Genomic DNA, 24,458 nt, shown 5'->3' on the forward strand with positions numbered 1-24,458 from the left:
GGCCGTGGCGCGGTCGCCCGCCCCGCCAGGAGCGGGGCGGGCGACCGGAGAGGAGCGGGCCTGTCATGCCCGCTCGGCGCGCCGCCGGCGCAGGGCCAGGACTCCGGCGCAGGCCAGCAGGGCGCCGCCGCCCACGGCCGCGACGGGGCCGGTAGGGAAGCCGCTGCCGAACGCGTTGCCGCCGAGGCCCGCGCCGACGCCGCCGTCGGGGTGCAGGGCATCGGCCTGGTTCACGGCCGCGGTGTTGGGCAGCGCCACGTACGGGAAGGAGTCGCCCGGCTCGCGGTAGGGGGTGTCGACGGCGTCGCCGGCGGCCAGCGCGGGCACGATCTTGCCGGTCTGCGCGGCGCCTTCGAGGGCCTGGAGTTCGATGTCGACGACGTCGTCGTTGAGCCGGCGGCCGTTGGGGAAGCCGGCCAGGTCCTGGCCTAGGACGCCGAGCCGGTTGGGCTTGGCGGCGGGCGGGACGGACATGTTGAGCCGCAGTTCCTCGGCGGGCACGATCGCCGCCTTGACCGCGTCCTTGTTGAGCTGCTGCGCGTTGAGGTCGGCCTTGATGGGGCCGCACGCCTTGCAGATGCCGGTGAGGAAGATCTCGACCAGGTCGTTGCGCGGGGTGGCGGGGGCGGGGACCCCGTAGATGTTCTGGATGAGCTTGGGGACAATCGGGTCCTTCACCGCGTTCACGACCGGGGTGATGGAGGCGTCCTTGTCCGGGCTGAGCGCGTTGAAGGCGTCCTTGTACTTGAGCGGTACGACGACTTCGTTGACCAGGGGGTTGCCCAGGCGTGAGACCTGGCGCCAGCCGGCCTCGCCGCCCTTGCCTGCCTGCCCGTCCGTTCCCTTGCCGTCCTCGGTGGCGGCGTTCTCGCCGCCCTTGCTGCCGGTGACGTCGACGCCCTTGCGGTCGGTCGTGGACCACACGCCGATCACGGGGTTACGTGTGGCGTCGCCTTTCAGGGCCACGGACTTCTTCGGCACCTGGATGGCGATCGTGTTCACGTTGTACCCGGCGAGCGTGTTGTGGCCCCTCTCCTTGAGGTTGCCCCCGTACAGGAGGTCGAAGATCCGCAGATCCAGGAAGAACGGGTCGGATGCCTGGCCCGCCATCGTCTGGCCGCCGTCCGGCAGCTGCTTCACGGCCTGCTTGCGCAGTGACGCGTAGTCGGGCATCGACGCCTTGCCCACGTTCGAGGGGGCGGCGGGGGCGTTGTGGAGGAGCGTCTTGCGGTTGCCGGTGCTGTCGGTGACCGTCAGGTCGTACGTCTGGCGGAAGTTCAGCGTCGGGTCGTCCAGGTTCTTGACGACGCCGGTGTTGTAGAGGAACTGGTCCGCCGAATCGCGAATGTGGTCCGTGAACTCCCACGTGTAGGTCGTGTCGGGTTTGCCGTTGCCGTCCGCGTCGATCTTGATGTTGTAGCGGGCGTCGTTGGCGAACGGGTAGAAGTTCGGGCCGCCGTTGGGCTCCTGGAACGGGATCCAGTTCGCCACCAGGGTGACGGTGTCGGGCTTGTCCGGGCTGGTGAAGGCGTAGACGTCGGTGTTGTCGGCCTTCGGGTCGCCCGCGGTCATCGGCGCTTCGCGGTGGCTGGAGGCGGAGCTGGTGGCGGGGGCGAGGCCGGTGACGGCCGCCGAGGCCACGAGCGAGAGCGTGCCGACCGTGGCGAGCGTGCGCTCGGCCTTGCGGGGCACGGGTTTCCGTCCGGGCGCGGGCTTCCGTCTGGGCAGGCGGGAGAGCTGCATGGGCCATCCGATCCGGTGAGAGCCGCGTCCCTCCGGGGTCCGAGGGCGGGGCGGCTGAGAGCTGCGGAGGCTCCGAACGTCACGCGGGCCCGCGGAGGCGCCCTGATCGACGATGGCTACGCGATGAAGATCCCATTTGTGACGTCGAGCTACTCACAGACCACCATGCGTGAGGGGCGCCCGCAACGAGTCTTCGGCCGAATGGGGCGCGCCTCCTGGAACCGCCTTTAGAAGCTTGGTACCTGGCGGAGTTGTCCGGCCGGCACACCCGGGAGGCTGTCGAGGGCGTCGCGCGTGCCGCTGCGGGAAGCCAGATGTGCGGCGACCGCGGGATCGGTTCGTGCCAGGAAGGCCAGATGCCGGACGGCGTGCGCGGCGACGTGGTGCGGCCTCAGATCCGGCGGGGCGGGGTGGCCCGGTTTCGGGGAGCGGGCGATGGTGCCCGGGTCGGGCAGACAGATGCCGGGCAGGTCCGGTGCGGGGTCCGGGTGGATGAGGTAGGTCAGGACGATCCGGCCGTCGTCGGTGGCACGCCAACTGGTGGAGTGCACGAGGTGCCCCTCGTCGTGTCCTGCCAGGAGCGCGAGGCACCGCGCGGTGTCGTCGGGACGGGCCCCGCCGCCCAGCGCCGTGATCAGCCGGCGATAGGCGAAGCCCTCGGTCGGGTCGTGCCGCAGGAGCAGGGCCTCGACGAGGACGGTCGGCGGTGCGTCGCCGTACGAGGTCGGGGCGGCGGGCGAGGGGGTGGTCGTCATGGTGTGACGGCTCCTGGATCGTCGGGCGGGCCCGGCTGCGGCCCGGCTCCCTGCCCCGACCTTATTGCACATCATGTGCAGGTGCGCGCTGAGCGGAGGCGGCCCGGCCGCCTCACTCGGGGGACGGTGCGGGCGCTTCCTCCCCGGTGGGCGCGAGCCGCCATGCGCTGTCGCCCGGTGCGTCGTGGACGTGCACCCCGCCGGCGGCGAGGGCATCGCGTAACCGGTCGGCCACCTCGTACGCGCCCCGCGAGCGCAGGTGCCCGCGCAGATCGAGCAGAGGACCCACGATGCGCTCCAGCGTGGCTAGCGGTTCGTCCATGCCGCGTTGGGAGGGCCGTGCGCACTGGCGGATCATGCCGCGCAGTACGGTACGGGCCCATTCACCGCCCTGGTCCTCTTCCGTGTCCGCGCCCCAGGCCGCGATCACCGCCTCCAGGTCGAGGATGGCCGCCACCATAGCCTCGGCGTCGCGTGCGGCGAGGGCGCTGTCGAAGCGTGCCTCCGAGGCGGAGACGGCCTCCTGGAGTGTGGCCGGACTGTCGCTTGTGGGGGAAGGACCAGATTCGTCGGCGGCGGCGGCGCCGCGCGGCGCCGGGATCGCCGTCGGCGCCCGGGTCTTGCCGCTCACCAGGTCACGCAGTTGCTCCAGGGACAGGACGGTGCCCGCCTGGAACGGGATGCTGACGCCGCGTCTGCGTACGGTCAGCAGGCCCCGCCCCCACACCCGTGCAAGCGACGTGTCGAGGTCGACGAGGACCGCGGTGTGCTCGTCGATGCCCAGGACGGCGCTGTCGTCGGGCAGTTCACGTTCGAGGGCGGCCAGCCTGGGTTCGCCGAGGTAGCAGAAGCGGGTGTCGTGTGTGCCGCCCTCGGTGTTGTCGTAGTGCGGGATCACGGCGACCCGCAGACCGAGCGCCCCCGTCAGGTCGAGCCCGTCCAGCCACACCGGCGGGTGGCCGGCCTTGTACACCTCGTACACCGGCAGCGCGGCGAACCCGACCGTGCACGCTGCGGCGGAGGCCATGACTGTCACTCCGTGGCCCCGGCGCACCCGCTCGTGCAGGATCTCCCCGACGCGCTGGGTCTGCCAGCGGCCCAGGGCGTACGACGGGCTGCCGGGGCCGGAGAACACCCAGTCGGCGCGGCGCAGTTGATCGCGTACACCGTCCACGTCCGTTTTCGTGTCGGGCGCGACCACCGTCGTCAGCCCGACACTGCGGCGGAAGTACTCGCGTGCCCGGGAGGAGATGTCGTCCCGGTTGACCTGGAAGCCGTACGGCGTCTCCAGGATCACCGCGTCCGGATCGCGGCCCAGATGGGCGGCCAGTTCCCGGTGCAGCGTCACCATGGTGGGGCTCGTCTCGCCGGACCCCATCAGTGCCAGAATTCCCCGTGCGGCGTCCATGCCGACCCCACCCCACCCGTCAGGTCCCGCGCGCCGGACCGCCCGCGGGACTCGTATCCGTACCCGTGGGACATCCGGCCCATACCGCTACAGGCCGGCGGGCTGAGGTGGCTGCTGTCACCAGGGGCCGCTCGCGGCCCGCACGGTGAGCCCGACACCGACCACCAGGACGAGGGCGGAGGTCGCCACCGGGCCCCAGCGGGCCAGTTTCCGGAGCCCCTTCCACCGGGTGGCCGCGGCAGCACGCGTGCTCCGCTCGACACGCTCGCGCAGGCGGACCAGGAGGAGTCCGGCAAGGGTGAGCGTTCCGGCCATGCCGAGCCCGTAGCAGAGGACGAGCATGACCCCGAAGGCCGTACGGCCCAGGGCGACGGCGCCGAGCAGGACGACGAGCGCCGAAGGGCTGGGGACGAGACCGCCCGCGACACCCATGCCGATGAGCCCGCCACGGGTCGCGGCAGCGGGATGGGAGTGGCCGTGGCCGTGCCCGTGGACGTCGTGAGGGGGGTGAGTGTGGGTGTGCGGCTCGGCCTGGAGGGGGGTCAGCACGGCGACGGATGACGACCGCTCACCGGATTGAGGCTCCGGATGCGGGTGATCGTGGTCATGACCGTGCGGTCCGTGCGTCTGGCTGTGCCCGTCTCTGTGCCCGTGATGGTGATGGTGGTGGTGGCCGTGCGTGGGCCTGCCCCGTACGGCGGAGCGCAGCAGCCACAGCCCGATCCCCGTCACCAGCAGCCCGCTGGCCAGCCCGAGCCACGTCAGCACCGTCTCCCCGGCGAGCGTCGTGGCCACTGGCAGCAGCAGGCCGAGCAGGAGCACCCCGGCGGTGTGGGTGAGGGTGACGGTCGCGCCGACCGTCACCGCGTCGCGAGGAGTGCCTCGCCGCCCCGCCAGGTAAGCCGCCATGATCGTTTTGCCGTGGCCTGGCATGACGGCGTGCGAGGCGCCGAGCACCACGGCGAGCAGAAGAGCCAACAGCCCTACCGGGACGGTGAGTTCACGCGTACCGACGAGTGAGTCGAAGACGCCGGACACCTTGTCCAGCGCGGCGGTGACGGGGCCGGGGACTACTCGTGCGCCGGGCAGCGCGGCGGCCCCGCCCGCCGCGTCGCCTGACCCGCCCGGTTCCGTGCGGAGGTGGGCGGACCGCTGGTCGAGGGGCGATGCAAGGGGGTCGGTCGGATACCGGAGCAGTTCGTCGGTCGCCGAGACGGCGGGCACGTCGCTGTTCTTCAGTGTGACGCCGCTGCCCCGAGCGGTGATCTCCTGCCAGCCGATCCGCCGGCTGTCGTAGCCGGTGCGTACGGTCACGTCCGCCGGGCGCCGCAGATCCGTCGGCGCGGTGAGCGCGCAGCGGAGCCGGCTCGTGCGGAGCCCGGCCTCGCCGGGGCGGTAGGTGAAGCCGCTGTCCCGGACGGTGAAGTCGATTGCCGTCCCGGCGTTCTTCACGCGCAGTCCGCCGGCGGCGGTTGCGCAGGCCGTACGCGCGTACTCCCGCGCCTCGGCGGCGTTCACGGCGCCGTTGCCGTTCCGGTCGACGCCCGGCAGCTCCTGCGCCGCGGCGATCTCGGCGCGGTCGACCACGAGAAGGGCCTCGACGCGGTCGGTGTACAGCGTGAGGCCGGTGTGGTGATTGACCGTGAAGTTGCCGAGCGGGTGCGCGGAGGCGGCGGGTGCGGTCGCACCCCCGGCGACGGCCGCGGCGCTCAGCAGAAGCCCGGCCGCGAGGGTGCGGCTCGCGGTGAGGTTCATGAGGCGCCCTCGCTTCGGCCAAGGATTCGGTCGAGGGTGGTGCGGGCACGCGGGGCGTGCAGCGGATGGAAGTGCGGGTCGACCGCGAGGGCCTGCTTGAGATCCTCGCGTGCCGCCGACGTGTCCCCGAGTTCGTCATGGATCATCGCCCGGTGGTAGTGGTAGAGCGCGCTGCGCGTCCCGAGGGACAGGGCCCTGTCCGCGTACGGCAGGGCTTCCGCGTCCCGTCCGGCGCGGTGCAACGCCCAGGCGTAGGCGTCCTGCACGGCGATGAACGGCCGCGCCTTGATGGCGTCGCGCCCCATCGTGACGGCGCTTGCGGTGTCGCCGTGATCGGCCTCGAAGAGGATCGCGTCCGTGTCCGCCGGGGCGCCTGTGGCCCGGCGGACCTGCTCCTGCGCACGCAGGACGGCGTACTGCGTACGGGCCTGCGCGTTACGTCCGAGGGACTGCTGGAGTTCGCCGAGGCCGAGCACGTACTGCGGCAGCGGGACGATCGCGACGGCCGCCGTGTAGTCCGCGACGGCCTGCCGGTCGTGGCCCAGCGCGGCGTGCGCCCGGGCACGTGCCTCCAGCAGCGGGGCGTCGTCCTTCGCGCCGCGAAGACCGGCCGACGCCTCCCGCAGGGCAGTCCTCGCATCGCCGGTCTCCTGGGCGAGCGTGGCGAGATGGAGCCGCGCGAACGCCTGGTCGGGCGGCGAGGCCGCGTCGTCCAGAGCGCGCTTCATGAGCGCCCGAGCCCTCGGGAGGTCGCCGCGCAACTCCCAGGTGTAGGAGGCGCGGGCGAGTGAGGAGGTGTCGGGGCGCAGGTCGGTCATCCGTTGTACGGCGCGGTACGACTCCTCGTACCGCCCGAGCTGGGTGTACGCGTCGGCGAGTACTCCCTGGGCGGCGGCGTTCGACGGGTTGGCGGCGGTGGCCTTGCGGGCCCAGATCAGGGCGCTGGCGAAGTCGTGCCGTGCGGCGGCGAGCGCGCCCATGCCGGTCTCGGCCTGGTAGTTGTCACGCGGCTGGACCTTCAGCGACCTGCGGAGCGCGGACTCGGCCTTGGCGTAGAGCGCGGGATCGGCGCTGGTACGGCCCTGCTGGACGTACGCCATGCCCAACTGTGCCCAGCCGACGGGGTTCTCCGGCAGTCGGCGCAGGTCCGCGCGGAGCGCGTCGATCGAACCGTGTGGTGAGCTCGCTCCCGGCCGCTCGTCCTTTGCGGTGCCGGGGTCCTGGTTCAGAGGCGAGAGTCCGATGGTTCCCGCGAGGAACAGCGCCGCGCCCAGGGCCACAGTGACCCCGGCGGCGCGCAGCATTCCGCGCCCTCGGGGACGGCCGTTCGGGTCGGCGGCGGGGTCGGCGGCCGGGTGGGTGGCCGGGTCGACGGGGCCGGTCTGCTGGGGCACGGTCCTCCTCGCGGAGCGCGTACAGGTAGGGATGTGGCACCGCGCTCTCGGCGCGCGGTGTTGCGTATGGCAGCCGGGGAGCCGGATCTCCGGCCGGGTGGACGCGGACCGGTGGTCGGCCGTCATCCATCGGCTGGTGCGTTGCGGCACCACCGCGGCGTCCGGCGTACGGGCACGATGTCGCTGGGCAGGCTGTTCAGTCGCTCATCCGACCACTCGTTCAGCCGGCGCTGGTGTTCCTGCGGCGCCACAGACGGAAACCGCCGGTGCCAAACAGAAGTGCGCCCACGCCGCCGATGGCCACGGCGTCGACGGGGTCCAGTACGGTGGGCGCCTGGTCGGCGTCGGCCGCCCGGTTCTGCCCGCCCGACTTCGTGGTGCTCGGGAGCGCCAAGTACGGCAAGGTCTCGCCCAAGCCGACGTCGTGGTGTTGGCCTTGTCGCCCGCAGCCGGCGCGGGAACGAGCTTGCCGGTCTGCGCGGCGCCCTCGACGGCCTGAAGAGAGATGTCGATCGCGTCATCCACCGGCCGGCGTCCGTTGGGGAAGCCGGCCAGGTCACCGGCGAGCACGCCGAGCCGCTGCGGCTTCTTGGCGGGCGCCACTATCATGCCCAGCCGCGGTTCCTCGGCCGGGAAGATCTGGCCCGGGTCGGCGTCCTTGTAGCCGGCGAGCGTGTCCTGACCGCGCTCGCTGAGTTCACCGCCGTACAGCAGGTCGAAGAGCCGCAGATCGGCGAAGTTCGCGACCAGCGTCACGGTGTCGGAACGGGCCGGGCTCGTGAACGCGTACAGGCTCGTCTTGTCGGCCCACGGGTCCCCTGAGGTCATCGGCGCCTCGCGGTGACCGGACGCGGCGCTGACGCCGGGTGCGAGGCTGAGCACGGCCGGCCCGGCGGCGAGCGCGCCGGTGCCCAGCACGACCAGGGACTGTTCGAGCGTGCGCCGTGAACACGGGCGTGCGGAGGTGGTCTTCAACGATGTTCCTCTCGTCCGTGAACCCGCCTCCCGGCATGGGGCGGGGCCGACCACAGGAAACGGAATTCAGCTGTCTGGTGTAGTCGCCCAACCCTGCTGGCAGGACGCCGCTACGCGTCGGGACGGCCTCCACGAAGCAACGGGGTCAGGGGGCTTTGACGGACGGGGAGCATCACGCACCGGTAGCCCGGCGCACAGAAGGCAGATAATCATGAGGAATGGCAAGTTATTGCATATTTCGCCCGCCCTTGTTGTCCAGGGACGCAGACGGACAGCGCGAAACCGCAGGTGGCGCCCCATTGCCGTCCGCCCGGGAACACGTCGAGAACAAAGCGCGACACGCGCCAGAGCGTTAGGCCGATCGGTGGCGCAGAGCCTCTTGACGAGGGCGCAGCTCGTACACGAAGAATCGGCGGCGGTCCCATCCGCCGGCGTTTCGGTGGCTCACGTTGGGCGAGGCGCGCCGGGAGATGTCTCCGGCGCGCCTCCATGTGTCGAGGCCCTGTGGGCGGCGTGGCGGGACGAGACGACGGCGGTCCTTCATCATGGCCGCCCCGCGTTCGACGCGGCTGGAGTTCAGGCGTCGTCCCGGCCCTTTTGAAGACGGTGGAGTTCGCCGAAAAGGGAGTCAGGGCGTTCGAGGAGGTCACGGTAAGTACCGGACTCCGCGATACGGCCCTCGCGCATGACGATAACGCGGTCGGCGACACGGGCGTTGGCAAGCCGGGGCGTGATGAAGAGGGCCGTCACCGCGTCGGCGAACACGGGGCGGACGTTGTGGCCGTCGGTGTAGGCGGCGAGGATGTTCAGCAGGGCGCCGATCACCCGCGTTCGGGGCATTTGACGGTTTCGCCGATGTCGCAGCGGGTGCCCCATATCTGTTCTTGGCCGAGGTGGCAGTGCGAGCCCCAGGTTTTGAAGCACAGGAGCGGCAGTCGCGGCGACCGGGGTATTCAGGAAACCTCCGGCGGAGCCGGGCCGAGGTGAGTCGGTCGGAGCTGACGCGGGCATATCTGGGTCCGCATGTGCGCCCATATGCGATCTTCAGTAGGCGGAACCGCAAGCTCGTTGAAGTTTCGCTAGAGGTTCACTCGCGCGCACGTCAGCCACCCGAGTAGCCACGTAGGGAGGTCACCAACGAAGCAAACGGCCCCATGCGACCAAGGCACAAGGCTGCATCGACCTCGTGCGTACCACCGTTGGCCGTCCACGCACCCGCGTCCCGTCACGCCACGATCCGTCGCCCTCCTTGTTGGAACTCGACAAAGGGGATGGACCCGAGAGCGAGTGGCCGCTCGTACCTCGATGCTGCCGTCACCGCGCCGCGTGCAGTGCCTGCTGCCCCCAGCGGCCGTCAGCACCGATCACGGCCACCCGAAACCTCGCAGGCTCTACACGCCGCTCCTACGAGGCCCTTCCCCAGCTGACGGCCAGTCAGAAAAGTCAGCATTGGGTCAGCATTGGTCTGACTAGACGTGCCTACACGCGGCGAAACCTGCGACTCCCGGCACGACCCGGTGAGCCGCTTTCGGCCGACGCCTCACCGATCGCTCCGGCTGGCCGGCTGGGCGCGTGGAGAGACCGTTGAGGCATCCCGTCCGCAACGCGGAACACCAGGTCAGCGCACTCGTCCACGCGATTTCAGCGGGACCGGGGGCAGTTCGGGAGCGGGGAGCGGGGGGCCGTCGTAGCCGTGCACCGTGCCGAAGCGGGTGCCTGACTCCCACTCCGAACGGGCCTGTTTGATATCCTCGTTGGACCGTCCGATGAAGTTCCACCACATCACGATCTCTTCTTCGAACGGCTCTCCGCCCAGGAGCATCAGGCCCGCGTCGGAGTCCGCGCGGAGGGGGAGGTGGGTGCGGCCGCTGCCCAGGTAGAGCATGGAGCCGGGGAGTACCGGTACGCCGTCCACCTCGGACGCGCCCGACATCGACAGGATCGCGTATTCGAAGTCCGGGTCCAGGGGGAGGTGGGTCTCCGTGCCCGCTGTGAGCGCCAGGTCGGCGCCCACCAGGGGGGTGTACGTCGTGCCCGGTGAGGTCGTGCCGTCCAGCGTGCCCAGGATGACCGTGGCCGTCAGGCCGGGGGCCGTGACCGTCGGGAGGTTCGCGTGGTGCTGGAAGTGCGGCTCCACGTTCCGGTGGGCGTCGGGGAGGGCCACCCAGAGCTGGGCGCCGTGCAGGAAGCGGGCGTGGGGGCGGGGGCTCTCCTCCGAGTGGGAGATCGCCCGGCCCGAGGTCATCAGGCCCAGCTCGCGCGGGCGGACGGTCTGGAGGCTGCCGAGGCTGTCGCGGTGCAGCACCTCGCCCTCGTGCAGCCAGCTGACCGTCTGGAGCCCGATGTGCGGGTGGGGCGGCACCTGCATCCCGGACTCGTCGGCGATGTCGTCGGGGCCGTAGTGGTCGACGAACGCCCACGCGCCGACCATGCGGCGGCCCAGGTTGGGCAGCAGTCTGCGGACCTCCGTGGACTCCCCCAGCTGGACCCGGCGCGGGCTCAGCAGCTCACGTACCGGCTCGGCCACGACAAACCCGCGACCGCCGCAAACAGTGACGGCGGCCTGACGATCAAGATTGCTCATGCCGCCCAACCTAATCCCGCCGGCGGGCCGACACGCCCGCCCCGGTGAAAGTAGTGGTGGAATGTTCAACCATGTTGGGCTGTTACGGATGTCATGAACGAGAACAGCTACTACGAGTACGGAACGGCCGCCGAGCGCTGGGACCGCGCCCGGCTGTTCTTCGACGCCAAGGAGTACGGCACCGCCGCGCGCATCCTCGGCGCCCTCGTCGAGGAGGTCCCGGAGCAGGTCGCCCCGCGGCTGCTGCTCGCCCGCGCCTACTACCACTCCGCGCGCCTCGCCAAGGCCGAGACCGAGCTGCTCGCCGTGCTCGACCGCGATCCCGTGGAGCACTACGCCCGGCTGATGCTCGGCCGCACCCTGGAGCGCCAGGGCCGCGCCGCCGAGGCCGCCCCTCACCTGCGTCTGGCCGCCGCCCTGGCCGGGGACTTCCCCCAGAGGTAAAGGAGCCCTACGCCTTCAGGGACCTCAGGCGTCTGCCGGCTGCCGTCAGTGACCTGCCCCTGGCCGGGACCCCTGACCAGGGGCGCGTCTTCGCCTGGTCCAGGGCGTCCCGTACCGTCCAGCGCCTCGCCGTCACCTCCGGGTCCGCCAGCTGGTCCCAGCTGATCGGGGTCGCGACCGGGGCGCCTTGCCTCGCCCGTACGGAGAACGGCGCCACGGCCGTCTGCGCGTAGCCGTTGCGCTGGATGTCCAGGTACAGGCGGCCGCCGCGCGCCCCCGTCCGTACCTCCGTCGTCAGCCGGCCGGGGTCGCGGGCCGCCAGCGTCTCCGCGACCTCGCCGGCGAACGCGCGCACCTCGTCGAAGCCGCTGCGGCCGTCCAGCGGGACGATCACGTGCAGTCCCCGGGAGCCGGTCGTCAACAGGGCGCTGGGCAGGCGCAGTTCGGTGAGGAGTTCGCCGAGCTGAGTGGCCGCGCGCCGTACGGGCCCGAAGTTGTCCTCCGCCGGGTCCAGGTCGAAGACCAGCCGGTCGGGGGTGTCGGGACGGTCCGCGCGGGACTGCCAGCGGTGGAACGTCAGACACGCCTGGTCCGCCAGGAACACCAGTGTGGCGGTGTTGTCGCACACGGTGTGGGTGACCGTCCCGCCCTTCTTCGCCAGCTCAGTCCTGCGTACCCACTCCGGATAGCTGTCCGGGGTGTTCTTCTGCATGAAGCGGGGTCCGTCGAGCCCGTCCGGGTGCCGCTCCAGCATGAGCGGCCTGCCCTTCAACTCCGGCAGCATGTACGGCGCGACGGACCTGTAGTACTCCACCAGGTCCGCCTTCGTCAGGCCGGTGCCGTGACCGGTGGAGGGGAACAGCACCTTCGCCGGGCGGTGGATCGGTACGGTCCTGTTCCCCGCCCGGACGGAATCCGTCTCCGCCGCGTGCTTCACCCCGACCACGTCCACTCCTCCACCTCGGGCAGGTCCGTGCCGTGCTCGCGGATCCACGCGTGGTGCCTGGTCCGTACGTCCGCCATGGCCTGGCGTACGGCAGCGGCCCGCACCCCCAGTCCCGGGACCCGGTCGATCACGTCCATGACCAGCCGGTACCGGTCGAGGTCGTTGCGTACCACCATGTCGAAGGGGGTGGTGGTCGTGCCCTCCTCCTTGTAGCCGCGCACATGGAGGTTGGCGTGGCCGGTACGGCGGTAGGCGAGGCGGTGGATCAGCCAGGGATAGCCGTGGTACGCGAAGATCACCGGGCGGTCGGTGGTGAACACCGCGTCGTACTCGGAGTCCGTCATCCCGTGCGGGTGCTCCGTGTTGGGCAGCAGCCGCGCCATGTCGACCACGTTGACGACCCGCACGGTCAGCTCCGGCAGGTGTTGCCGCAGCAGGTCGGCGGCGGCCAGTGTCTCCTGCGTCGGTACGTCCCCGGCGCAGGCGAGCACGACGTCCGGCTCCCGGGTGCCGTCCTCCGTACCGGCCCACGACCAGACCCCCGCGCCGCGCGCGCAGTGGGCCTTGGCCTCTTCCAGGGTGAGCCAGTCGAAGCTGGGCTGCTTGCCGGCCACGATGACGTTGACATAGTCGCGGCTGCGCAGGGCGTGATCGGCCACGGAGAGCAGGGTGTTGGCGTCCGGCGGCAGGTAGACCCGTACGACTTCGGGGCTCTTGCTGAGGACGTGGTCCACGAAGCCGGGGTCCTGGTGGGAGAAGCCGTTGTGGTCCTGGCGCCAGACGTGCGACGTGAGCAGGTAGTTGAGGGACGCGACGGGACGGCGCCAGGGCAGCCGCCGCGAGGTCCGCAGCCACTTGATGTGCTGGTTGACCATCGAGTCGACGATGTGGGCGAACGCCTCGTAGCTGGAGAAGAGGCCGTGACGGCCCGTCAGGAGGTAGCCCTCCAGCCATCCTTGGCACAGGTGCTCGGAGAGGACCTCCATCACACGGCCGTCGTGCGCGAGGTGTTCGTCGGTGTCGAGCGTCTGTGCCTGCCAGGCCTTGCCGGTGGCTTCGTACAGTGATTCGAGGCGGTTGGAGGCGGTCTCGTCCGGTCCGACGACCCGGAAGTTCCGCCGGGCGGTGGTGTCCTTCATGACGGATTCCAGCAACCCGCCCAGGATGCGGGTGGGTTCGTGCAGGACGGTGCCGGGCTTGTCGACCCGTACCGCGTGCTCCTCCAGTGCCGGGATCGGCAACTCCCGCAGCAGCAGACCCCCGTTGGCGTGCGGGGTGGCGCCGAGCCGCCGGGTGCCTTCCGGTACGAACGCCAGCACCTCGGGGCGGGGGGCGCCCGTCGCGTCGAACAGTTCCTCCGGGCGGTACGAGCGCAGCCACGCCTCCAGCTGGGCGAGGTGGGCCGGGTTGGTCCGTACGCCGCCGAGCGGGACCTGGTGGGCGCGCCACGTCCCCTCCACCGGCAGCCCGTCGACCTCGCGGGGACCTGTCCAGCCTTTGGGGGTGCGGAGCACGATCATGGGCCAGCGCGGACGGTCGGTGGTGCCGTTCTCGCGCGCCTCCCGCTGTATCTCCGCGATGCGGTCCAGTGCGCGGTCCATGGCCGCGGCCATCGCGCGGTGGACGGCGAGGGGCTCGTCGCCGGTGACGTGGATCGGTTCGTGGCCGTATCCGCGCATCAGCTCGTCGAGTTCGGCCTCGGGGATGCGGGCGAGGACGGTGGGGTTGGCGATCTTGTATCCGTTGAGGTGCAGGATCGGCAGGACCGCGCCGTCGTGCACGGGGTCGAGGAACTTGTTGGAGTGCCACGACCCGGCCAGCGGCCCCGTCTCCGCCTCGCCGTCCCCGATGACACACGCGACCAGCAACTCCGGGTTGTCGAACGCCGCCCCGTACGCGTGCGCCAGCGAGTAGCCCAGCTCGCCGCCCTCGTGGATCGACCCCGGGGTCTCCGGGGCCACATGGCTCGGCACCCCGCCCGGGAAGGAGAACTGCCGGAACAGCCGGTCCATGCCCGCCCGGTCGCGGCTCACATCCGGGTACGTCTCCGAGTACGTGCCCTCCAGCCACGAGTTGGCCAGGACGGCGGGGCCGCCGTGCCCCGGGCCCCACACGCACAGCGCCGACAGGTCCCGGTCCCTGATCACCCGGTTGAGGTGGGTGTGGACCAGGTTCAGCCCCGGGGACGTACCCCAGTGGCCCAGCAGCCGCGGCTTGATGTGCTCCGGTGCGAGCGGCTCCTGGAGCAGCGGGTTGCCCATCAGGTAGATCTGCCCCACGGCCAGGTAGTTGGCCGCCCGCCAGTGCGCGTCGAGGGCCGCCAGTTCCGAGGTGGTGAGAGCGGTGGGGGCCGCCCCGGTGGTCGCCTTGCGGAGCATGCTCGTCTCCCTGGTCTCCCCGGCCGTGGAACCAGGGTCTCGCTTCCGGATCAGGCGGATCAGGCCGAGTGCCACACCGTGGTGATGTTGCAGAATTCGCGGATCCCGTGGCCCGACAGCTCGCGCCCGTAGCCGGAGCGCTTGACCCCGCCGAAGGGGAGGGCGGGATGCGAGGCCGTCATGCCGTTGAAGAAGACGCCGCCCGCCTCCAGGTCCCGTACAAACCGGTCCACCTCCGCCTCGTCCTCGGTCCATACGTTCGAACTGAGCCCGAACGGGGTGTCGTTGGCGAGTGCCACCGCCTCGTCCAGGTCCGTGACCCGGTAGAGCGTGGCGACCGGGCCGAACGTCTCCTCGTGGTGGATCCGCATGGCGGCCGTGATGTCCGCGAGGACGGTCGGGGCGTAGAACCACCCGCCCTCGACCTCCGCCGGACGCTGCCCGCCGCACAGGGCGGTCGCGCCCCGGCTCAAGGCGTCCTCGACCAGTTCCTCGAGGTCGGCGCGGCCCTGCTCGGAGGCGAGCGGGCCCACGTCGGTGGACTCGTCCAGCGGGTCTCCGACGGTCAGGTCCCGCATCCCGGCGGTGAAGCGGGCGGCGAAGGCGTCGTAGACGTCCTCGTGCACGATGAAGCGCTTCGCGGCGATGCAGGACTGGCCGTTGTTCTGCACCCGGGCGGTCACGGCGGTCCTGGCGGCCCGCTCGATGTCCGCCGACGGCATGACGATGTAGGGGTCGCTGCCGCCCAGCTCCAGGACCGTCCGCTTGACCTCGTCACCGGCGACGGCCGCGACGGCGCGGCCCGCGGGCTCGCTGCCGGTCAGGGTCGCGGCGGCCACGCGGGGGTCGCGCAGGATGTCCTCGATCGCGCCGGAGCCGACCAGCAGCGTCTGGAAGCAGCCCTTCGGGAATCCGGCCCTGCTGAACAGGTCTTCCAGGTAGAGCGCGGTCTGCGGCACGTTCGAGGCGTGCTTGAGCAGGCCGACGTTGCCCGCCATGAGGGCCGGCGCGGCGAACCGTACGACCTGCCAGAGCGGGAAGTTCCACGGCATCACCGCGAGCACCACACCGAGGGGGCGGTAGTGGACGCGGGCCCGGGACGCGCCGGAGTCCTTCACGTCGGCGTCGGACGGGTGCTCGTCGGCGAGCAGCTCCTCGGCGTGCTCCGCGTACCACCGCATCGACTTCGCGCACTTGAGCGCCTCCGCGCGGGCGGCCGCGACCGGCTTGCCCATCTCGGTGGTCATGGTGCGCGCGATGTCGGGCACGTCCTGTTCCAGGAGGTCGGCGGCGCGGTTCAGCAGCCGGGCCCGTTCGCCGAATCCGGTCAGGCGGTACTGCCGGAAGGCGGCGTCGGCGGTGGCGAGACGCTGCTCGATCTCCTCGGCTCCCAGCGCGTCGAAGGTCTTGAGCGTCTCTCCGCTGGTGGGATTCACCGTCGCGATGGGCATGGGGCCATTCCTCCTCGGTTCGACAGTCCGACCTTTCCGCGACCTGCCCGCGCCCGCAACACGGGCGGCGGGGGCACAGGGGGCCCGGGACGCGGCGCGGGCCCGGGTCCTGGGCGGGCGCCATGGGGTTCGGGGGCCGGGGGCTCAGGGGCGGCGGGAGCGGCCGGGTCCCGACTGCTGGGTGCCGCGCGCCGGGGCCGCCTGGGGCGTCCTGCGCCGGTCGCTCCTGCGCCGCATCCGGCGCCGCTCCTCCTCGTCCGTACCACCCCAGACGCCGGAGGTACGGCCGGTCTCCAGCGCCCATTCGAGGCACTCGCGCTCCACGGGGCAGCGGTGACAGACCTCCTTGGCCCGCCGGGCCTGTTCGGCGGCGGGGCCCGACTCGCCCACCGGGAAGAACAGCTCGGGGTCGGCGTCGACGCAGGCCGCGTGGCGCAGCCACGCCCAGGTGTCCGTATCGGGGCCGAGGCTCAGGGGTTCCGTAGGCAGGCGCACAGTCGATCGTTCCTTTCGCTCGGTGGGCGGTGGGGGTTCCTCTGTCTTCGCGTACCCCTCACCGCGCTGCGAAACGGAGACGATGCTTCTGTTTCCCGGAACACGGCGGTTTCCGGACCTCACGTGGGTCCGACCGCACGTAGGTCCGACGCACGCCTGTCGGACCGCACGTAGGTCCGACGCGTGCCGGTCGTCCTCCGGACCGGTCCTACGGCTTCCCGTCCGGTCCGCCCTGACCGCCCGGACCGCCCGGCACCTTCGCCAGTTCGGGGGACGACGATTCGAGCGGTACGGTCCACGCCCTGACCAGGCCGAGCTGGACGGCCTGCCGGGGCAGGACCGCGTCGAGCAGCCAGTCGGCGGCGACACGCACCCGGTTCCCCGGCATGGCCGCGAGGTGGTAGCCGCGGGTCACGGCGCCCGCGACCGGGCCCGACAGGGGCACTCCGAGCGGGTTGGCCGCCGCCTTGACCCCGCCGAGGTCGACCACGAAGCCCAGATCGTGGTGGCTGTAGGCCTCGGGCTCGCCGTATCCGAGGGAGGCGGCGACATTGCGCCCCGCCACCTTCCCCTGGCGGGTCGCGTGCTGGGCCGTCATCGGGGTGTACTCCCCCGGCCTGGTGAGGTCCGGTACGGCGGCGGCGTCGCCGCACGCGAACACCTCGGGATGTCCTGGCACGTTGAGCCGCGGGTCGACCACGAGACGGCCCCGCTCGACGGGCAGTCCGACCCCGGACACCAGCGGGTCGGGCCGGACGCCCACACACCACACCAGCGTGCGGGTCTCCACGAACTCACCGGTGTCCAGGGTGACTCCGGTCGGCGTCGCCTCCTTCACGGACGTCTTGGTCCGTACGTCCACCCCACGGTCGCGCAACACGCGGTCGGCGGTGGCGGAGAGCCTGCGGTCGAGTTCCGGGAGCACGCGCGGCGCGACGTCCAGGAGCATCCAGCGGGGTTTCCCGGCCCTGCTCCACCGGCGCTGCTTGCTCATCAGGGCGTCCGTGAAGAGCTTGCCCTGGGCGGCGACCTCGGTGCCGGTGTAACCGGCCCCGACCACCACGAAGGTGGAGCGGGCCCCGGCCTCCTTCAGGTCGGCCGTGGTCGCGGCCAGCTCGATCTGGCGGGTGATGTGGTCGCGCAGGTAGAGCGCCTCCGGCAGGCCCCGGAAACCGTGCGCGTACTCGGCCACGCCGGGGATCGGCAGCAGCTTGTTGACACTGCCCACGGCGAGGACGAGCCGGTCGTACGTCAACGCGCCCCGCGCGCCCTCCGGGCCGGTGTACGTGACCCGGTGGCCCTCCAGGTCGACCTCGTCGGCCTCGCCGAGGACGAGCCGCACCCGTGGCAGCGTCCCGGTGAGGGAGACCGTCACCCGGCGGGCCTCCAGGATCCCGGCCGCCACCTGGGGCAGGAGCGGGAGGTAGAGGAAGTAGTCGGTGGGGTTCAGCAGGACGATGTCGGCCGCGCCCCGAACCTTGCGGCAGACGGTGCGGGCGGCTTCGTAGCCGGCGAACCCGGCTCCGACGATGACAATGCGTTCTCGGCTCACGTTCGACTCCGGACAGTCACATATCGGGTCGTACCGTCGGACTGGTGACGTTCCCGCCACCGGCGCCGACAAACACCGCAGGCGTCCGAAGAACCCTCTCCACAGCCCCCGACAGGGCCTTTCACCTGCCGTTTGACACGGGAGTGATTGGTGGGAGGGTGGTGGAGAAGGACAGCGTGAGCATCGCGCGAACTGCCGCTTGCCGAGGCTGCCGAGGGGTACGGACAGGTGGGTCCTGTCCGCCGGACCGGGTCCGGAGGCCCGCACAGGACGGCTACGGAGTGAGGAGACCGACGTGAGCGGCGACGGAGGCGAGACGATGGGCGACGAGGTGTACCAGCCCAACCACGACGACGGGGTGTTCGAGGACGAAGGCATCCTCGATCCCGAGGACACGTTGGTGGACCGCGGGTCCGACCCCTTCGACGAGGGCTGGTCCCCGCCCGAGCGGCCGCTCGGTGTGGAACACACCGGGACGACCGCCTCGGAGCAGCTCGCGGGCGAGTCGCTGGACCAGCGCCTCGCCGAGGAGATCCCCGACCGCGCGGCCCCGTTCGGGGACGGCATCGGCGATCTGGCCTACGGCGAGGGCGAGCTGGTGGACGACGAGGTCGGGGACGGCCGGTCCGGGCGGCTGGTGGCGCCGGACGAGGGCGCGCACGAGGACGCCGAGAACGACATGGTCGCCAGCGATGTGGGCATCGACGGCGCGGCCGCCTCTGCGGAGGAGGCGGCGGTGCATCTGGTGCCGGGGGAGGACGACGAGCCCGAGGCGTACGAGTAGGGCCGTGCCGGCCGGGCCGTACCAGCTGAGGCCGTACCAGCCAGGGCCGTACGAGAAGGGCCGTACGAAGAAGCGGTCCGCCGACCCGTGTTCAGGCCAGGGCCGCCGCGAAGAACTCGCGGGCCGGGGCGGCGGGGGCGCCGAACGGCACGGGTTCCGGGGCGGGCGCACGGCGCAGCTCGGCCGTACCGATGCCGGTGACCGGGATTCGGGGCACGCGGAAGATGTCCTGCGGGGATTCGACACTCCTGGTGAACCAGATGACTTTGCCACCGGCCGTGGGACAGGTCCCCCAGCTGTCGCTCAGCGCGGCGACACGCGCGAGCCCTCCGCCACCGGCGGTGAGCAGGCGGGGCAGCCGGGGGCCGTTGTCCTCCACCGAGGCCGTGAGGTGGCGTCCGCGCCAACGCAGTTCCACCACACACGTGGTGGCCTCTCCGACGTGCCGCTGGACATTGGCCATGAGTGCGTCGAGGCCCTCGCAGACGGGGCCGACGTGCAGGTCGAGTTTCCAGTGCCTGAGGTGGGCGGCGACGATGCGCCGCAGCTGGGAGAGACGTTCCGGGGAGGCGTGCAATTCCACCGTGTAGCGCCGGCCGTCGTGCCGGTCGAGTGGAACTGTCATGTCGGGGCTCCTCACAGAGAGGCCCTCATGCTTCACCACGTTGTACCAACGACCCCCGAGTACGAAGCGTGAGCGGCATTCACTTCTGGGTCAACACCAGATTGCCGCCGCCGCGCCGGACGCGCAACACGAACGGGGGACGGCCGTACGGGAAGAACGTGCGGGAAGAGTCCGCGGCCGTACGGGAACGGGGCATGCCTCATGGCCGGTCCCCGCGCACCCGCGAGGACCGGCCGTGTGCCCGTGCGGGCGCCCGGCTACCTGCTCTCCAGGCGGAGCTGGACCTCTTCCTCCTGGTCCCCGGAGGCCGTACCGACGATCCGTACGGAGAAGGCTGCGGTCAGTGCCCTGCGCAGGCTGTCCACATCGGTGTAGGCGCCCTGGAGGGTGGCGCTGACGGGTGCGGACAGCCGTGCGGCGGCCGGCTCGTCGCGTACGTCGGACGCGTCGAAGGTGGCGGTCCACACCACCGGCCTGCCGCCGGTGGCCGCCTGTGGTACGTCGTCGGCCGGCCGGTCGGACCCGAACGCCGTCCTGAGCGCGGAGAACACCGTGTCCGCGTCGTCCTGGTCCTGTCCGCTGAGTGCCACGACGACGTGCGCCGTCGGCTGATCCGCAGTCCTCACCTGAAATCGCCCTCTCTCCGTCTGTGCTCCCCGTTCCGTCCCCGACACCCCCTGCCGTCCTCTGCCCTGGTTCAGCCGCCGAACTCGGGCACGAAGGTGGCGTTGAACGCCTTGAGGTCGCCGGGGTTCCGGCTCGTGATGAGGGTGTTGGGCCCGGAGGTGCAGACCTGGACCTGTTCGTCGACCCAGGTGGCCCCGGCGTTGCGGAGGTCTGTCTGAAGGCTGGGCCAGGACGTCAGCGTCCTGTCCCGTTCGACATCGGCCTCCACGAGCGTCCACGGGGCGTGGCAGATCGCGGCCACCGGCTTGCCCGCGTCGAAGAAGCTCTTCACGAACGCGACGGCGCCGGCGTCCGTGCGCAGGGCGTCCGGGTTGGCGACGCCGCCGGGCAGCACGAGTCCGTCGTAGTCGGCCACGGAGGCCTCGGAGACGGTCAGGTCGACGGGAAAGGTGTCCGCCTTGTCGAGGTGGTCGAACGCCTGTACCTCGCCGGGTTCCGTCGAGATGAGCACGCGTTCGCCGCCCGCCTCGCCGACGGCCTGCCAGGGTTCGGTGAGTTCCACTCGCTCCACGCCTTCGGGAGCCACGAGAAATGCCACACGCATGAGGTACACGCCCCTTCGTCTTCACCGGAGCAACGTCTCGCGCCTGCCCGCAGGCGCTCTCCTCACACAGGAGGCGCGGGCAGGCGCGGAAGAGTTCCGCAAGCGGAAGAAGTCCCGCAAGAAGAGTCTGGTGGACGCGGGCCGATCAGGCGCGTCGAGCGGCCGGTCGTGCCGAGGGGGCCATGCGGTGGCCGGGCTGGAGCGGCGGGAGTGCGCCGGCGGAGGGCCTGCGCGCGCCGTACGGTCCTGCGGTCGGGACCGGGATTGGGAGGACGGGCAGCGGGCCCGTGACGGCGACGGGGAGCGTGACGGGAGCGGTGGCCCGGGCCGTGGCCGGGGCGGCCAGCTGCGGGTCGACGGTGAGGGCGGTGACGCCGAGCGGCTCGGTGAGGGCGCGTACGGCGTGCTCCGAGAGCTTGATCCAGGACTGCTGGGGGCCCAGGGTCGCGGCCAGTCCGGTCGCGGTGGTGAAGGCGACCGCCGTCCGGGCGCCGAGGGCGGTACGGAAGAGACGGACGCTGAAGCCTGCGGATCCCGGCCGGACCGGGACGAACAACGGTCCGGCCGGGGTCGGATGTGAAGGCTCCGGATCCTCGCTGTTCTGATGCTCCGACATGGTGTCGCTCCTGAGGACAGAATGACTGCCCCGGTCCGCGGGTCGGGAGCGGGGCATACCAAGGATGGTATGCCCGTACGGCGCGCTCCGGTCCCGGTCGCTGACGCGCCCTTGATCCAACGGGCCCTTCTCCTGACGCGGGCTTGATGTTCTGAGGGTCACTCCTGGCCGCGGGAGACCTGTGCCTCGACCGTGCCGCGGCTGACCGGACCGCCGCAGTGGCGGCAGACGTGGTCGATCTCCAGGCGGTGTCCGCACGCGTGCCGGAGCGTCAACGCCGGTTCCTCCACGGCCCACTTGTCGCCCCACTGGAAGAGCGAGAGCAGCACCGGGTGCAGCTCCCGGCCGGCTTCGGTGAGGTGGTACTCGTAACGCGGCGGGTGCTCGCTGTACTGCCGCCGCTCGATCACTCCGGCGGCTTCGAGCTTGCGCAGGCGGTCGGCGAGGATGTCGCGGGAGGCGCCGGTGTAGCCGGCGATGCGCCCGAAGCGGTGGACGCCGTATCCCATCTCGCGGATGGCCAGCAGGGACCAGCGCTCGCCCAGGACGTCCAGCGAGGCGGCGAGCGAGCACGGCCGGACGGCGAGGGGCTGGCGCGCCATGAGGGACATCCCGCCGCCGTCCGGCTCCCCCGCGCGACCCGCCTCGGTCCCGGACTCTTCTCCTGCCCCGGATCCTGTCCCGGCCCCTGTCCCGGACCCTTTCTTCGTCTCCATGCGCTCCACCCTAACCGGTGGTCGGTTGTCTTTTCCAACAGACCGCTGTTAGCGTCCACCAGGTAAGTTGGAAATCACAACAGACTCTGTGAGGGGTCCCGCATGTCCACTTCCCCGTCCGTCCCCGACGAGCAGGCCGCCGCGAAACGGCAGGCCCTGCGGGTGCTGGCCCTGGGCAGCCTCGGCGTGTTCGTGGTCTTCCTCGACACGACGATCGTGAATGTCGCCTTCGAGACGATCAGCCGCAGCTTCGACACCACGACCGGGCATCTCGCGTGGGTCCTCAACGCCTACAGCCTGGTCTTCGCGGCCATGCTGATCCCGGCGGGACGCCTGGCCGACCGGTACGGGCGCAAGCGGATCTTCCTCATAGGGCTCGCCGGGTTCGCCGCCATGAGCGCCCTCTGCGGGCTCGCGCCGGACGCCGGGTTCCTGATCGCCGCCCGGGCCCTGCAAGCCGTCTTCGCGGCGCTGGTCGTACCGACCTCGATCGCGCTGATCCTGCCCGAGTTCCCCGCCGCCCGGCGGCATGTGGCGGTCGGCACGTGGGGCGCGATGGGCGCGGCGGCCGCCGCGCTCGGCCCCACCATCGGCGCGCTCCTCACCGAGTACGCGTCCTGGCGGTGGATCTTCCTGGTGAACGTCCCGATCTGCGCCGTCATGATCTTCTTCGGGGCCCGGCTGCTGCGCGAGTCCCGCGACCCGCAGGCCTCCGGCATCCCGGACCCGGTCGGCGTGGTCCTGGTCGCGGCCGTCCCGGCGCTGCTCAGCTTCGCCATCATCGAAGGGCCGTCCCGGGGCTGGTCCGACCCCTGGGTGATCGCGGGCTTCATCCTCTCGGCGGCGCTGCTGCCGGTGTTCGTACGGCGCTCCGCCACCGCCGCCCGGCCGGTGATGGACCTGGCGCTGTTCAAGGTCCGGCAGTTCCGCCTGGTCAACGCGGCGACCCTGCTGTTCGCCACGGCCTTCTACGGCATGCTGCTCAGCAACATCATCTTCCTCCAGACCGAATGGCACTACTCCGTGCTGCGGGCCGCGCTGGCCAGCACACCGGGACCGCTGGTGGTCACCCTGATCGCCCGCTCCGCGAGCAAGCTGGCGGGCTCGATCGGGTACCGCCCCGTGCTGCTCGCGGGAGCCGTCAGCTGGGCCGCCGGCTCGGCCACCTTCGCGCTCGCGGTCACCTCGTCGCCGCACTGGGCGGCGGCCTGGCTGCCGGCGAGCGTGCTGATCGGGATCGGCATCGGGCTGACGCTCCCGGTGCAGTCCGGCGCGGCCGTCGCATCACTTCCCCCGGCGCGGTACGGGCTGGGCTCGGCGTTCAACGCCAGCTTCCGCCAGCTCGGGGCGGTCCTCGGGATCAGTGTGTTCGTCGCCGTCCTCGGCACCCCGGGCCCGGCGTCGGCCGTCGACGCCTTCCACCGGACCTGGTGGGTGTTCGCCGCCGTCGGCCTCGCGGCCGGCGCGGTCCTGTTGGTCCCCCGGCTCGGACGCGGCGCTCCGGCCGAGGACGCCACGGCGGAGCCCGTACCCGCCGAGGCGCACTGAGGATCGGCCGTCAGCCGCCGGACGGGCCCTTCCCACGCCCGCCCGGCAGGGGCGGCGCGTCGGAGGCGGTGGCCCTGCGGAGGCGTACGGTCAGCAACGCGCCCTGGCGGCGCAGCCGTTGCAGGGGGGTGGGCGGCAACTCGCGGGCCGCGCCGCGCGCGTAGTACCGCTCGACGTAGAACTGACCCGCCGACAGCACACTGGTGACGGCGATGTACCAGATGGTCGCCACCATCAGCAGCGGGATGACCTGGTAGGTGCGGTTGTAGATCAACTGCACGGAGAACAGCAGGTCCTGCACCGCGAGGACGCTGACGATGCTGGTGCCCTTGAGGGTGCCGATGAGCATGTTGCCCGCGGTGGGCACGATCGAGCGCATCGCCTGCGGTACGACGATCCGGCGCAGTACCCGCCACCGGCTGAGGCCCAGCGCGGCGGCGGCCTCGGTCTGGCCCGAGTCGACGGACAGGATGCCGCCGCGCACCACTTCGGCGGCGTACGCGGCCTCGTGCAGGGTGAGTCCGATCAGCGCGGTGAGACTGGCGCCGAAGAGGTTCACGGTCTTGACGGTGAGGAACTCGGGGCCGAACGGGATGCCGAGGCCGAGGGTCGGGTAGAGCGCGCCGATGTTGAACCAGAACAGCAGCTGCACCAGGAGCGGGGTGGACCGGAAGATCCACACGTACCCCCAACTGATCGTGCGCAGAACGGGGTTGGCGGAGAGCCGCAGCACGGCGAACACCGTGCCGATGAGGAATCCGAGGACCATCACGGCGGCGGTCAGCCAGAGGGTGAGGACCAGTCCGTCCAGGACGGCCGGGGTGGTGAAGTACTCGCCCACCACGGACCACTGGAACCGCTGGTTGCGGACGACCGAGTTGACGACCATGGCGAGGGCCAGCAGGGCGACGACGGCGGAGAGCCACCGGCCGACGTGGCGGCGGGGCACGATGCGGGTGAGGTCGTCGGCGGACGGGGGTGCGTCCGCGCGGCGCGGCGAGGAGGCGCCGGCCGCGGGCAGGACGTCGGGGGAGACGGACATGGAGGGGCTCCACGGG

General features: G+C 71.5%; 21 protein-coding genes and 2 pseudogenes. 3 read left to right on the forward strand and 20 right to left on the reverse strand.

Annotated features, from left to right (window positions below):
• Nucleotides 1-63 precede the first annotated feature (63 nt).
• From OG349_RS02735 to OG349_RS02770, 9 genes and pseudogenes are all read right to left on the reverse strand, one after another.
• A complete protein-coding gene (locus OG349_RS02735; protein WP_327233034.1) occupies nucleotides 64-1,743 on the reverse strand; it encodes a DUF4331 domain-containing protein in 1,680 nt (559 codons plus the stop codon).
• Between the two features lie 227 nt (nucleotides 1,744-1,970).
• A complete protein-coding gene (locus OG349_RS02740) occupies nucleotides 1,971-2,498 on the reverse strand; it encodes a hypothetical protein (RefSeq protein WP_327233035.1) in 528 nt (175 codons plus the stop codon).
• Nucleotides 2,499-2,610: 112 nt separating this feature from the next.
• A complete protein-coding gene (locus OG349_RS02745) occupies nucleotides 2,611-3,906 on the reverse strand; it encodes a hypothetical protein (protein ID WP_327233036.1) in 1,296 nt (431 codons plus the stop codon).
• Between the two features lie 117 nt (nucleotides 3,907-4,023).
• The gene (locus OG349_RS02750; RefSeq protein WP_327233037.1) at nucleotides 4,024-5,661 is read right to left on the reverse strand and encodes a nickel transporter; all 1,638 of its coding nucleotides are present in this window, start codon (nucleotides 5,659-5,661) and stop codon (nucleotides 4,024-4,026) included.
• Complete coding sequence (locus tag OG349_RS02755; RefSeq protein ID WP_327233038.1) at nucleotides 5,658-7,055, reverse strand: tetratricopeptide repeat protein; 1,398 nt, start codon at nucleotides 7,053-7,055, stop codon at nucleotides 5,658-5,660. Before OG349_RS02755 ends, OG349_RS02750 begins: the two co-directional genes overlap by 4 nt.
• 220 nt (nucleotides 7,056-7,275) lie before the next feature.
• Nucleotides 7,276-7,715, reverse strand: a pseudogene (locus OG349_RS34770) (DUF4331 family protein); the annotation flags it as partial.
• 84 nt (nucleotides 7,716-7,799) lie between these two features.
• Nucleotides 7,800-8,084 (reverse strand): annotated as a pseudogene (locus OG349_RS34775) (DUF4331 family protein); the annotation flags it as partial.
• A 522-nt stretch (nucleotides 8,085-8,606) separates the two neighbouring features.
• The gene (locus OG349_RS02765) at nucleotides 8,607-8,870 is read right to left on the reverse strand and encodes a hypothetical protein (protein WP_327233040.1); all 264 of its coding nucleotides are present in this window, start codon (nucleotides 8,868-8,870) and stop codon (nucleotides 8,607-8,609) included.
• Nucleotides 8,871-9,648: 778 nt separating this feature from the next.
• Nucleotides 9,649-10,614: a pirin family protein gene (locus OG349_RS02770; protein ID WP_327233041.1), complete on the reverse strand. Its 966-nt coding sequence runs from the start codon at nucleotides 10,612-10,614 to the stop codon at nucleotides 9,649-9,651.
• 93 nt (nucleotides 10,615-10,707) lie between these two features.
• Here OG349_RS02770 and OG349_RS02775 point away from each other — a divergent pair, with 93 nt between their 5' ends.
• The gene (locus OG349_RS02775) at nucleotides 10,708-11,058 is read left to right on the forward strand and encodes a tetratricopeptide repeat protein (protein WP_327233042.1); all 351 of its coding nucleotides are present in this window, start codon (nucleotides 10,708-10,710) and stop codon (nucleotides 11,056-11,058) included.
• Nucleotides 11,059-11,065: 7 nt separating this feature from the next.
• Here the strand turns inward: OG349_RS02775 and ligD are convergent, their stop codons facing one another.
• From ligD to OG349_RS02800, 5 genes are all read right to left on the reverse strand, one after another.
• On the reverse strand, nucleotides 11,066-12,004 hold the full coding sequence (gene ligD, locus OG349_RS02780; protein WP_327233043.1) for a non-homologous end-joining DNA ligase: 939 nt from the start codon (nucleotides 12,002-12,004) through the stop codon (nucleotides 11,066-11,068).
• Entirely contained in the window at nucleotides 11,992-14,382 is a 2,391-nt protein-coding gene (locus tag OG349_RS02785) for a phosphoketolase family protein (RefSeq protein WP_327233044.1), read from the reverse strand. The genes ligD and OG349_RS02785 overlap by 13 nt, the downstream gene beginning before the upstream one ends.
• 59 nt (nucleotides 14,383-14,441) lie before the next feature.
• Complete coding sequence (locus OG349_RS02790) at nucleotides 14,442-15,833, reverse strand: NADP-dependent succinic semialdehyde dehydrogenase (RefSeq protein WP_327233045.1); 1,392 nt, start codon at nucleotides 15,831-15,833, stop codon at nucleotides 14,442-14,444.
• A gap of 144 nt (nucleotides 15,834-15,977) precedes the next feature.
• Nucleotides 15,978-16,307 (reverse strand): WhiB family transcriptional regulator, encoded by a 330-nt coding sequence (locus tag OG349_RS02795; protein ID WP_442806359.1) that lies wholly within the window; start codon nucleotides 16,305-16,307, stop codon nucleotides 15,978-15,980.
• A 229-nt stretch (nucleotides 16,308-16,536) separates the two neighbouring features.
• The gene (locus tag OG349_RS02800; protein ID WP_327233046.1) at nucleotides 16,537-17,880 is read right to left on the reverse strand and encodes an NAD(P)/FAD-dependent oxidoreductase; all 1,344 of its coding nucleotides are present in this window, start codon (nucleotides 17,878-17,880) and stop codon (nucleotides 16,537-16,539) included.
• A 319-nt stretch (nucleotides 17,881-18,199) separates the two neighbouring features.
• On the opposite strand from OG349_RS02800, the gene OG349_RS02805 reads away from it, so the two are divergent.
• The gene (locus OG349_RS02805) at nucleotides 18,200-18,664 is read left to right on the forward strand and encodes a DUF5709 domain-containing protein (RefSeq protein WP_327238417.1); all 465 of its coding nucleotides are present in this window, start codon (nucleotides 18,200-18,202) and stop codon (nucleotides 18,662-18,664) included.
• 91 nt (nucleotides 18,665-18,755) lie between these two features.
• Here the strand turns inward: OG349_RS02805 and OG349_RS02810 are convergent, their stop codons facing one another.
• The 5 genes from OG349_RS02810 to OG349_RS02830 form a co-directional block, all read right to left on the reverse strand.
• Entirely contained in the window at nucleotides 18,756-19,289 is a 534-nt protein-coding gene (locus tag OG349_RS02810) for an ATP-binding protein (protein WP_327233047.1), read from the reverse strand.
• A 257-nt stretch (nucleotides 19,290-19,546) separates the two neighbouring features.
• Nucleotides 19,547-19,915, reverse strand: coding sequence for a hypothetical protein (locus tag OG349_RS02815; RefSeq protein WP_327233048.1), 369 nt, complete (start codon nucleotides 19,913-19,915; stop codon nucleotides 19,547-19,549).
• Nucleotides 19,916-19,986: 71 nt separating this feature from the next.
• Nucleotides 19,987-20,520: a type 1 glutamine amidotransferase domain-containing protein gene (locus tag OG349_RS02820; protein ID WP_327233049.1), complete on the reverse strand. Its 534-nt coding sequence runs from the start codon at nucleotides 20,518-20,520 to the stop codon at nucleotides 19,987-19,989.
• A 145-nt stretch (nucleotides 20,521-20,665) separates the two neighbouring features.
• Nucleotides 20,666-21,136, reverse strand: coding sequence for an SAV_915 family protein (locus OG349_RS02825; RefSeq protein ID WP_327233050.1), 471 nt, complete (start codon nucleotides 21,134-21,136; stop codon nucleotides 20,666-20,668).
• 158 nt (nucleotides 21,137-21,294) lie between these two features.
• Nucleotides 21,295-21,738 (reverse strand): winged helix-turn-helix transcriptional regulator, encoded by a 444-nt coding sequence (locus tag OG349_RS02830; protein WP_327233051.1) that lies wholly within the window; start codon nucleotides 21,736-21,738, stop codon nucleotides 21,295-21,297.
• 216 nt (nucleotides 21,739-21,954) lie between these two features.
• Between OG349_RS02830 and OG349_RS02835 the strand changes: the two genes are divergently transcribed.
• A complete protein-coding gene (locus OG349_RS02835) occupies nucleotides 21,955-23,400 on the forward strand; it encodes an MFS transporter (protein ID WP_327233052.1) in 1,446 nt (481 codons plus the stop codon).
• A 10-nt stretch (nucleotides 23,401-23,410) separates the two neighbouring features.
• On the opposite strand, the gene OG349_RS02840 is transcribed toward OG349_RS02835, so the two are convergent.
• Nucleotides 23,411-24,442: an amino acid ABC transporter permease gene (locus tag OG349_RS02840; RefSeq protein WP_327233053.1), complete on the reverse strand. Its 1,032-nt coding sequence runs from the start codon at nucleotides 24,440-24,442 to the stop codon at nucleotides 23,411-23,413.
• Nucleotides 24,443-24,458: the final 16 nt, after the last annotated feature.

Source organism: Streptomyces sp. NBC_01317 (genome assembly GCF_035961655.1).
Lineage (GTDB): Bacteria > Actinomycetota > Actinomycetes > Streptomycetales > Streptomycetaceae > Streptomyces.

What these genes read in the sequence shown, in the direction of transcription:
- OG349_RS02735 (WP_327233034.1), bottom strand. Translation starts at nt 1,743, where the DNA reads ATGCAGCTCTCCCGCCTGCCCAGACGGAAGCCCGCGCCCGGACGGAAA.
- OG349_RS02740 (WP_327233035.1), bottom strand. Translation starts at nt 2,498, where the DNA reads ATGACGACCACCCCCTCGCCCGCCGCCCCGACCTCGTACGGCGACGCA.
- OG349_RS02745 (WP_327233036.1), bottom strand. Translation starts at nt 3,906, where the DNA reads ATGGACGCCGCACGGGGAATTCTGGCACTGATGGGGTCCGGCGAGACG.
- OG349_RS02750 (WP_327233037.1), bottom strand. Translation starts at nt 5,661, where the DNA reads ATGAACCTCACCGCGAGCCGCACCCTCGCGGCCGGGCTTCTGCTGAGC.
- OG349_RS02765 (WP_327233040.1), bottom strand. Translation starts at nt 8,870, where the DNA reads ATGCCCCGAACGCGGGTGATCGGCGCCCTGCTGAACATCCTCGCCGCC.
- OG349_RS02770 (WP_327233041.1), bottom strand. Translation starts at nt 10,614, where the DNA reads ATGAGCAATCTTGATCGTCAGGCCGCCGTCACTGTTTGCGGCGGTCGC.
- OG349_RS02775 (WP_327233042.1), top strand. Translation starts at nt 10,708, where the DNA reads ATGAACGAGAACAGCTACTACGAGTACGGAACGGCCGCCGAGCGCTGG.
- OG349_RS02785 (WP_327233044.1), bottom strand. Translation starts at nt 14,382, where the DNA reads ATGCTCCGCAAGGCGACCACCGGGGCGGCCCCCACCGCTCTCACCACC.
- OG349_RS02790 (WP_327233045.1), bottom strand. Translation starts at nt 15,833, where the DNA reads ATGCCCATCGCGACGGTGAATCCCACCAGCGGAGAGACGCTCAAGACC.
- OG349_RS02805 (WP_327238417.1), top strand. Translation starts at nt 18,200, where the DNA reads ATGGGCGACGAGGTGTACCAGCCCAACCACGACGACGGGGTGTTCGAG.
- OG349_RS02810 (WP_327233047.1), bottom strand. Translation starts at nt 19,289, where the DNA reads ATGACAGTTCCACTCGACCGGCACGACGGCCGGCGCTACACGGTGGAA.
- OG349_RS02820 (WP_327233049.1), bottom strand. Translation starts at nt 20,520, where the DNA reads ATGCGTGTGGCATTTCTCGTGGCTCCCGAAGGCGTGGAGCGAGTGGAA.
- OG349_RS02825 (WP_327233050.1), bottom strand. Translation starts at nt 21,136, where the DNA reads ATGTCGGAGCATCAGAACAGCGAGGATCCGGAGCCTTCACATCCGACC.
- OG349_RS02830 (WP_327233051.1), bottom strand. Translation starts at nt 21,738, where the DNA reads ATGGCGCGCCAGCCCCTCGCCGTCCGGCCGTGCTCGCTCGCCGCCTCG.
- OG349_RS02835 (WP_327233052.1), top strand. Translation starts at nt 21,955, where the DNA reads ATGTCCACTTCCCCGTCCGTCCCCGACGAGCAGGCCGCCGCGAAACGG.
- OG349_RS02840 (WP_327233053.1), bottom strand. Translation starts at nt 24,442, where the DNA reads ATGTCCGTCTCCCCCGACGTCCTGCCCGCGGCCGGCGCCTCCTCGCCG.